This window comes from Frankia canadensis, assembly GCF_900197875.1.
GTDB lineage: Bacteria > Actinomycetota > Actinomycetes > Frankiales > Frankiaceae > Frankia > Frankia canadensis.
Map to the genome: position 1 here is coordinate 1 of NZ_FZMO01000180.1, position 8,004 is coordinate 8,004.

The window sequence follows — 8,004 nt, forward strand, 5'->3', positions numbered from 1 at the left end:
TCGGTCCGACCAGTGGCTTTCGTCATTGCGCTGGGCAGCCGACACCTCCTCCCGACGTCCGGTCAAGCCCGCTCCCGCCAGGGATTCACGAGAGAAACGCCCATGGGATCGAAGTCGGATTCGTTCCGGGTGACCAGAACGAGGTTGTGCACCTGAGCGGTGGCGGCGATCAACGCGTCGTGCGCCGGACGCCGGTCCGGTACGTGCAACCGCGCGGCCGTATCAGCCACGTGCTGGTCCACGTCGAGGACCCGGCCGGCGTACGAGGGCAGCACCGCGTTGTCGAGCCACGCGTCCAGTAGCTCCGCCTGTCGTGGGTCGTTCCGGCGCCTGGCCTCGATTCCGGCCCGCAACTCGAGCAACGTGATCACTGACAGGTACGTGTCCCACGGAGACAGCGTCTCGGCCCACGCATTGAACTGATCAGCCCGACGAATGGCGGGCTTGCGCAGCTCCGAAACGACATTTGTGTCGAGCAGGAGCATCACAGGTCGATCTCACGCAGCGAGTCCCGTGGGCGCACCGGCTCGAAGTCGACCTCCTCAGCCAGGACGAACGCCTGGCCCAGGCTCGTTCCAGCGCCGGTGAGCCGCTGATAGTCGGCAAAGGTCAGCAGCACGTGCGAAGGGCGCCCATGATCGGTGATGATGACCGGGCCGTGGGTGGCGGCCCGCTTGACCGCGCTCACATCGCGATTGAACTCTCGGGCCGAGATCACGCTCACATCCATCACCTCCGAAATGTAGGTACGTACCTACGGTACCTGCTGCCGCAGGACAGGTCCGCCGGTCGCCGCGGGCGGCGCGGGCGGAAGGTGCGCGGGTCACAGCGAGTCGCGGGAGGCGTTGCAGGCGCGTTACAGTGGCGCTCGACGTCCGGTACCCCTCCCGAGGACTGGAACGGAAGCCCATGAGCACTGTCCTGCCGAGCGCGCCCGAGCGCGCCGACGCAGCGCGATCCGCCCTCCGCATCGCCCCCTCCGCACCCGCTCGACCGGCGGTCGCCTTCGCTCGCGACCGTGACGAGCTGCGGGCGGCCCTCGACGCGCTCGACCGCCGTGCCGGCCCGACCGGCCGCGGCACCCGCGCCGTCGTCATGACGATGGGAGCGCTGCACGAGGGTCACGCGAGCCTGCTGCGCGCCGCCCGTGAGCGGGCCGATCAGGTGGTCGCCACCATCTACGTCAACCCGCTGCAGTTCGGTGCCGGCGAGGACCTCGACCGCTACCCGCGCACGCTGGACGCGGACCTGTCGATCTGCGCGCGGGAGGGCGTCGACGTCGTCTTCGCCCCCGCGATCATCCACGATCCGAAGCCGCTGGTCCGGCTGTCCGCCGGTCCGCTCGGCGAGGTGCTGGAGGGCGCGTCCCGCCCGGGGCACTTCGACGGGATGCTCACCGTCGTCGCCACGCTGCTGCACCTGACCCGGCCGGACCTCGCCTTCTTCGGCCGCAAGGACGCCCAGCAACTGGTCTGCATCCGCCGGATGGTCGCCGACCTCGCCTTCGGCGTGACGGTGGTCGGGGTGGAGACGGTGCGCGAGCCCGACGGCCTGGCGCTGTCGAGCCGCAACGTCTACCTGACGCCCGAGCAGCGCGGGCAGGCACTCGCCCTGTCCCGCGCCCTGCGCGCCGGCGCGGCCGCGGCCGACACCGCCCCGGCCGACGCGGATCTGACCGACGCGGATCTGACCGACGCCACCGTGGCGGATCCGCCGACGGCGAGCGGGCCGGCCGCGGCGGTGCTTGCGGCGGCGCGGACCGTCCTCGACCAGGCCGACGGCGTTGACGTCGACTACCTGGAGCTCGTCAGTCCCGATGATCTGGGGCCGGTCACCGCCGGTCCCGCCCTGCTGCTCGTCGCCGCCCGGGTGGGTTCCACCCGGCTGATCGACAACATCTCCCTCACCCTCCCCGCCGACCGTCAGGGGGCCTGACCGTGTTGCGCACCATGCTCACCGCCAAGATCCACCGGGCCACGGTGACCCAGGCCGACCTGAACTACGTCGGCTCCGTGACGATCGACTCCGACCTGCTCGACGCCGCCGACCTGCTGCCCGGCGAGCAGGTCACGATCGTGGACATCAACAATGGCGCCCGGTTGGAGACCTACACCATCCCCGGGCCCGCGGGCAGCGGCGTGATCGGCATCAACGGCGCGGCGGCCCGTCTGGTCCACCCCGGTGACCTCGTCATCATCATCGCCTACGGGATCATGGAGGACGCCGAGGCGCGCAGCCGCACGCCCCGCGTCCTGTTCGTCGACGCCGAGAACCGGATCATCGGCCGCGGCGACGACCCGGCCGAGGCCCTGCCCAACGACCCGTCGAGCCTGCGCGGCGACATCCCCGCGCCGTCCCGCGCGCCGGGCGTCCCCCTCAACCCGACCATCCTGAACCCGACCGCGATGGACTCGGCTGCTCTGGACCCCGTCACGGTCGGCGCGGGCCGGACGGTCGTGACCAGCCAGTGATCATGCTGCCCTGCCGGCTCGGCGCGCCCCGCCCCGGGTGGAGCCGCGCCGCGGACGTCGTCGTCATCGGGTCGGGCATCGCCGGCCTCACGGCGGTCCTGCACCTGCGCCGCGAGCTGCCCGCGGCCCGGGTGCTGCTGGTCACGAAGGCGCACCTGGACGCCGGGTCCACCCGCTGGGCCCAGGGCGGCATCGCCGCCGCCCTCGCCGCGGAGGACTCCCCCGCCGACCACCTGGCCGACACCCTCGTCGCCGGCGTCGGGCTGTGCGACGAGGACGCGGCGCGGGTGCTCGTCGACGAGGGACCGGCGCGGGTCCGTGAGCTCGCCGAGCTCGGCGCCCGCTTCGACCGGGCCGCCGACGGCTCGTTCGCGCTGACCCGGGAGGGCGGCCACCTGCGCAACCGGATCATCCACGCCGGTGGGGACGCCACCGGCCTGGAGGTCGAACGCGCACTGATCGCCGCTGTGCGTGCCGACCCCGCGATCGAGGTGATCGAGAACGCCCTCGTCCTCGACCTGCTGCTGGACGTGGACGGCCGGGCCGCCGGGGCGACGCTGCACGTGCTCGGCGAGGGCAGCCAGGACGGCGTCGGCGCCGTCACCGCCCCGTCCGTGGTGCTCGCCACCGGCGGGATGGGGCAGATCTTCGCGTCGACCACCAACCCGGGCGTGTCCACCGGGGACGGCGTGGCGCTCGCCCTGCGGGCCGGCGCCGTCGTCGCCGACCTGGAGTTCGTCCAGTTCCACCCGACCGCCCTGTGGCTGCCGCCGGCGTCGAGCGCCGGCGTCGCCGCCCAGCTCGATGGACAGCAGCCACTGGTCAGCGAGGCGATGCGAGGAGAGGGCGCCGTCCTCGTCGACGCCGCCGGCGAGCGGGTGATGACGGGCGCCCATCCGCTGGCCGACCTCGCCCCCCGCGACGTCGTCGCGAAGCAGATGTCCCGAGTGATGGCCGCCCGGGGCGTCGACCATCTGTTCCTCGACGCACGCGGTCTCGGTGCGGAGACGATCGAGCGGCGCTTCCCGTCGATCACCGCCCGCTGCCGCTCCGTCGGCGTCGACCCGGTGACCACGCCGATCCCGGTCGCACCGGCCGCCCACTACGCCTCCGGCGGGGTGCGCACCGACCTGTGGGGACGCACCACCGTCCCCGGCCTGTACGCGTGCGGGGAGGTGGCCTGCACCGGCGTGCACGGCGCCAACCGCCTCGCGTCGAACAGCCTGCTGGAGGGCCTGGTCTTCGCGGCCCGCATCGCCGCGCACATCGCCGGGGACACGGGCGCCACCAGGCGGCGCGACGCCGTCCCGGCCGCTCCGGTCGTCGGGCGAGGCAGCGGCCTGACCGACCCGGCGGAGCGCGCCGAGCTGATCCGCGCGATGACGGACGGCGCCGGGGTGCTGCGCAGCGCGCACAGTCTGCGGGCCACCGCGAAGGTGCTCGCCGGCCTCGGTGACCTGCGGGTCAGCGGGGCGACGGTGACCGCCGGCCCGCCGGCCTGGGAGATGACGAACCTGCGCACCGTCGCGACGGCGCTCGTCGCCGCCGCGGCCACCCGCACGGAGACCCGCGGCTCGCACTGGCGGGAGGACTTCGCCGAACGCGACGACGCGCACTGGCTCGGCCGCGTGCTCACCCGGCTCGGCCCGGAGGGCGAACTCGTCCTCGACACGGAGCCGATCCGGCCCACCATCGTCCAGGCCGCCTCATGACCGCGCCGACGCCGGCGCGGCTGTCCCCGGCCACCCGCAGCGCGCTCGTCGCCGCCGGTCTGGATCCGGACGCCGTGGTCGCCGTGATAGCCCGCGCCTTCGCCGAGGACCTGCCGAGCTGGGAAGCGGGTGGCACCGCCGGTACGGGTGCCGTCGGAGCCGTGGACGCGACCTCGGCGGCGACGGTCGACGCCGCGCTCGTCGGGCACGGCGCGCTGGTCAGCCGCGCCGCCGGCACGGTCGCCGGGCTGCCCGTCGTCGCCGCCGTGTTCGAGTGCCTGCTCGGCCTCGCGGTGACCGTGACCCCGCTCGCCCAGGACGGCGACGCGATCAGGCCGGGTGACGCGGTGGCCACGGTCAGCGGGCCGGTCCGCGGCCTGCTCACCGCCGAGCGCACCGCGCTGAACCTGCTGTGCCACCTGTCCGGCGTCGCGACGCTCACCCGCGCCTGGGTGGACGCCGTCGCCGGCACCGGCGCGGCGATCCGCGACACCCGCAAGACGCTGCCCGGCCTGCGTGCGCTGGAGAAGTACGCGGTGCGCCAGGGCGGTGGGGTGAACCACCGGATGTCGCTGACCGACGCCGCCCTGATCAAGGACAACCACGTCGTCGCCGCCGGCGGGGTGGCCGCCGCGTTCGCCGCGGTGCGCAACCGCTTCCCCGACCTGCCCGTGGAGGTCGAGTGCGACACCGTCGACCAGGTCGTCGAGGCGGTCGGCGCCGGCGCGGACCTGATCCTCTGCGACAACATGTCCGAAGCCGACCTGCGGGCCTGCGTCGCCGTCGCCCGGCCGGCGGGGGTGCGCCTGGAGGCCAGCGGCGGGCTGACGCTCCAGGTGGCGGCGGACGTGGCCGCGACCGGGGTGGACTATCTTGCGGTCGGTGGCCTGACCCACTCGGCGCCCGCCCTCGACCTCGGTCTCGACCTTGATCCGGGCCGTCCGGCGGACCATGGCCGCCCCGCGGGATCGGCCGGTGTGGGCCTGGCACCCGCGGGTCCGATCGTGGAGGAGTCCTGATGCTGCTCGCCATCGACGTCGGCAACACCAACACCGTCGTCGGCGTGTTCGTCGGCGAGGACCTCGTTGACTCCTGGCGGGTCCGCACCGACCCGCAGGCGACCGCCGACGAGCTGGTGCTGCTCTACCGCGGCCTGCTCGGCGACTACCGGATCACCGGCGTGTCGATCTGCTCGACGGTGCCCGCCGCCCTGCGTGAGCTGCGCCGGATGGTGGTGCGGGCGTTCAGCGACATCCCGGCGGTCATCGTGGAGCCGGGTACCCGCACCGGGGTGCCGATCCTCATCGACAACCCGAAGGAAGCCGGCGCCGACCGGATCATGAACACGCTGGCCGCGCACCACCTGTACGGCGGACCGGCCATCGTGGTCGACTTCGGCACGTCGACGAACCTGGACGTCGTGTCCGTTCGTGGCGAGTTCGTCGGCGGGGCGCTCGCCCCCGGTATCGAGATCGCGCTCGACGCGCTCGCGTCGCGGGCGGCGCAGCTGCGCAAGGTGGAGCTGACCGCGCCGCGGTCGGTCATCGGCAAGAGCACCGTCGAGGCGCTCCAGTCCGGCATGATCTACGGGGTCGCCGGCCAGGTCGACGGGCTGGTCCGGCGGATCCGGACCGAGCTCGGCGCGCACGCGACCGCCATCGCCACCGGCGGCCTCGCGTCCCTGGTCATCAAGGAGAGCGAGACCCTCGACCACCACGAGCCGCATCTGACGCTCATCGGCCTGCGGCTCGTCTTCGAGAAGAACCTCTGAATTCCGCCACTGGACGACTCGAACACCGCAGGACGACAACATCTGCCGTTGTTTCGGGCAGGTGTGGACGGACGGATCCGGACCCTTCCGCCGCCGCCCCCGTCCCGGCATGGATCCGGCACGGGTGAGCACACAGGAAATGTGCCGTCACAGGAAGAGGTCGTGCACCCGACAGGCGGTCTGATTCCGAGTGCGCACCGGGCCGGACGGGTTACGCTTCCATGTCATGCGGGACCGATACTCGGTGACCTCGCGGGGTCGCCGATCCGGTCGGCGCGGATTCGCGTGCCGACCGATCCAGATCGTGCTGGCGGTGGCAGTTCTGGCCGCAACGGTGACAGTTTCCGCGGGCTGGAGCGATCCTGTTCTCGCCGCGCCCGCGCACCGCACGATCGCCGTTCTCGGCGACTCGTACTCCTCCGGCGAGGGCAGCCCGCCGTTCGACACCCTCGATCCGCGCTGCCGGCGCAGCAGCAACGCCTGGCCGCGGGAGCTGACCCGGCTGGATCCGACCCTGTCGATCTCGCTGTTCGCCGCCTGCGCCGGCGCGACCACGGACGCACTGAACGAGTCGTTCAAAGGCGAGAATCCACAGCTGACCCAGTTGCGGCAGCTTCGACCCGCCCCCGACATCGTCACCATCACGATCGGCGGTAACGACGCCGGTTTCTCCAACGTGATCGTCAGCTGTTTCACCTGGAAGTGTTTCTGGGATGGCAAGGACAAGCGTGAGCGCGACCGCGTCAACAAGGAACTTCCGGACCTGCTGACGGCGAACTACCGGGCGGTGAAAGCCGCGGCTCCGCGCGCCCGGGTGCTGGTCGTGGGGTATCCGAGCATATTTCCGAGCAGCCAGAGCAAGAACATCTGCAAGTGGCTGAACAGCACCGAGCGCCGGCAGGTCAGCAGCCTGAACAGCCTGCTCGACCGCGTGGTCCGGCGGGCGGCCGACGACGCCGACGTCGAGTACGTGCCCACCGCCCGGGCGCTGCGCGGTCACGAGATGTGCACCAGGAACTCCTGGGTGGCCCCGGTGGGCCTGTTCTCCCCTGCCCGCGACCTCAGCGCCCACCCGACCGCCCAGGGCCAGCAGGCCATCGCCCAAGCCATCGAAACGTACCTCACCAGGCACGACAGCCGCTGACGGCCCGCCGCCCAGCGCGGCGGCATGCCGCGCTCGGTATGCGGCCTGGCCGGGATGCGACGCGGGACACGACGTCCAGCGGGTGCGGCATGCGGACGGTGCGGCAAGAATCGAGTACGTTCCGCAATCGCGCGGGTGGTCGGGTGGACGGGTGGACGGGTGGACGAGAGGCCGAGCAGGCCGAGCAGGCCGGACTCCGGTGAACGCTCCGGGTCGACGGGCTCCCGGCTTCGGCGGCTCACGGCCGGGTGGCCGCCGGGATCCGGGCAGTCCGTGCGATAGCCGGCGTCCGGTCTGGTCGTACTCCTGTCGATGACAGCTGGCGTGTCGATGACAGCTGGCGGTAGTCAGGTCATCGAGCAAATGCCGGGTCTGCATGCCCCTTCGGCGCTGCCGGTTTGACAGCGGGCATGAAGTTAGCCTTACCTAATCTCATGCGCTCTCCTCTGCCGATGACGGCGACCGGGCCCCAGCCCGCCGCCCGGCGCGAGCCGGCACCGGGCCCCTCCCCTCAGGGGCCGGTCGGCGCCGGCCTGCGGGCCGTGCCGCGGGACGTCGCCGAGGCCGTCCTGCCCCGCGCGGTCTGTTTCGGCGTGCCGACGGGACCGGAGTGGGTGTCCTGCGCGCATCTGACCGGTCCGGGGGGAGTCGCCGAGTCGCTCGCGCTCGTCGCCCGGGCCCATCCGGGCGCGAGCCCGGAGGTCGCGGCCAGCTACCTCGCGAACTGGTACTCCGCCGCGGTCGTCGCGCCGGCCATCGCCTCCTACGTCCTTCTGCGCCGCGTCCCGCTGCTGGACCCGGCACACATGTCAGTACACGTACCGGACAGCGGTTGGTTCGATCGGACGGCCCTGCATGTCCCCGCGGGCACGATGCTGGCCGACGACCCGTGGGCCACCCCCGCCC

Annotated in this window: 8 protein-coding genes and 1 pseudogene; 7 read left to right on the forward strand and 2 right to left on the reverse strand. The window is 72.7% G+C overall.

All coding sequences use genetic code 11. The annotated features are described in order from the left end of the window. Window positions 1–62: 62 nt before the first annotated feature. A complete protein-coding gene (locus C1A33_RS15775) occupies window positions 63–485 on the reverse strand; it encodes a type II toxin-antitoxin system VapC family toxin (protein ID WP_243407597.1) in 423 nt (140 codons plus the stop codon). Further along, window positions 485–724 carry a type II toxin-antitoxin system Phd/YefM family antitoxin gene (locus tag C1A33_RS15780; RefSeq protein WP_207770329.1) on the reverse strand — a complete coding sequence of 80 codons (240 nt, stop codon included), beginning with the start codon at window positions 722–724 and terminating at the stop codon, window positions 485–487. Before C1A33_RS15780 ends, C1A33_RS15775 begins: the two co-directional genes overlap by 1 nt. A gap of 185 nt (window positions 725–909) precedes the next feature. Between C1A33_RS15780 and panC the strand changes: the two genes are divergently transcribed. The 7 genes and pseudogenes from panC to C1A33_RS15815 form a co-directional block, all read left to right on the forward strand. Next, entirely contained in the window at window positions 910–1,935 is a 1,026-nt protein-coding gene (gene panC, locus C1A33_RS15785; RefSeq protein ID WP_101832259.1) for a pantoate--beta-alanine ligase, read from the forward strand. Window positions 1,936–1,937: 2 nt separating this feature from the next. Then, the gene (gene panD, locus C1A33_RS15790; RefSeq protein WP_243407598.1) at window positions 1,938–2,471 is read left to right on the forward strand and encodes an aspartate 1-decarboxylase; all 534 of its coding nucleotides are present in this window, start codon (window positions 1,938–1,940) and stop codon (window positions 2,469–2,471) included. Beyond that, window positions 2,468–4,183: an L-aspartate oxidase gene (locus tag C1A33_RS15795; protein ID WP_101832260.1), complete on the forward strand. Its 1,716-nt coding sequence runs from the start codon at window positions 2,468–2,470 to the stop codon at window positions 4,181–4,183. The genes panD and C1A33_RS15795 overlap by 4 nt, the downstream gene beginning before the upstream one ends. Next, window positions 4,180–5,202, forward strand: a complete 1,023-nt coding sequence (gene nadC, locus C1A33_RS15800; protein ID WP_101832261.1) for a carboxylating nicotinate-nucleotide diphosphorylase — start codon at window positions 4,180–4,182, stop codon at window positions 5,200–5,202. The genes C1A33_RS15795 and nadC overlap by 4 nt, the downstream gene beginning before the upstream one ends. Next, the gene (locus C1A33_RS15805; protein ID WP_101832262.1) at window positions 5,202–5,954 is read left to right on the forward strand and encodes a type III pantothenate kinase; all 753 of its coding nucleotides are present in this window, start codon (window positions 5,202–5,204) and stop codon (window positions 5,952–5,954) included. The genes nadC and C1A33_RS15805 overlap by 1 nt, the downstream gene beginning before the upstream one ends. Window positions 5,955–6,258: 304 nt before the next feature. After that, the gene (locus C1A33_RS15810) at window positions 6,259–7,098 is read left to right on the forward strand and encodes an SGNH/GDSL hydrolase family protein (protein WP_243407599.1); all 840 of its coding nucleotides are present in this window, start codon (window positions 6,259–6,261) and stop codon (window positions 7,096–7,098) included. Window positions 7,099–7,550: 452 nt separating this feature from the next. After that, a pseudogene (locus tag C1A33_RS15815) lies at window positions 7,551–8,004 on the forward strand (Fe-S oxidoreductase); the annotation flags it as partial.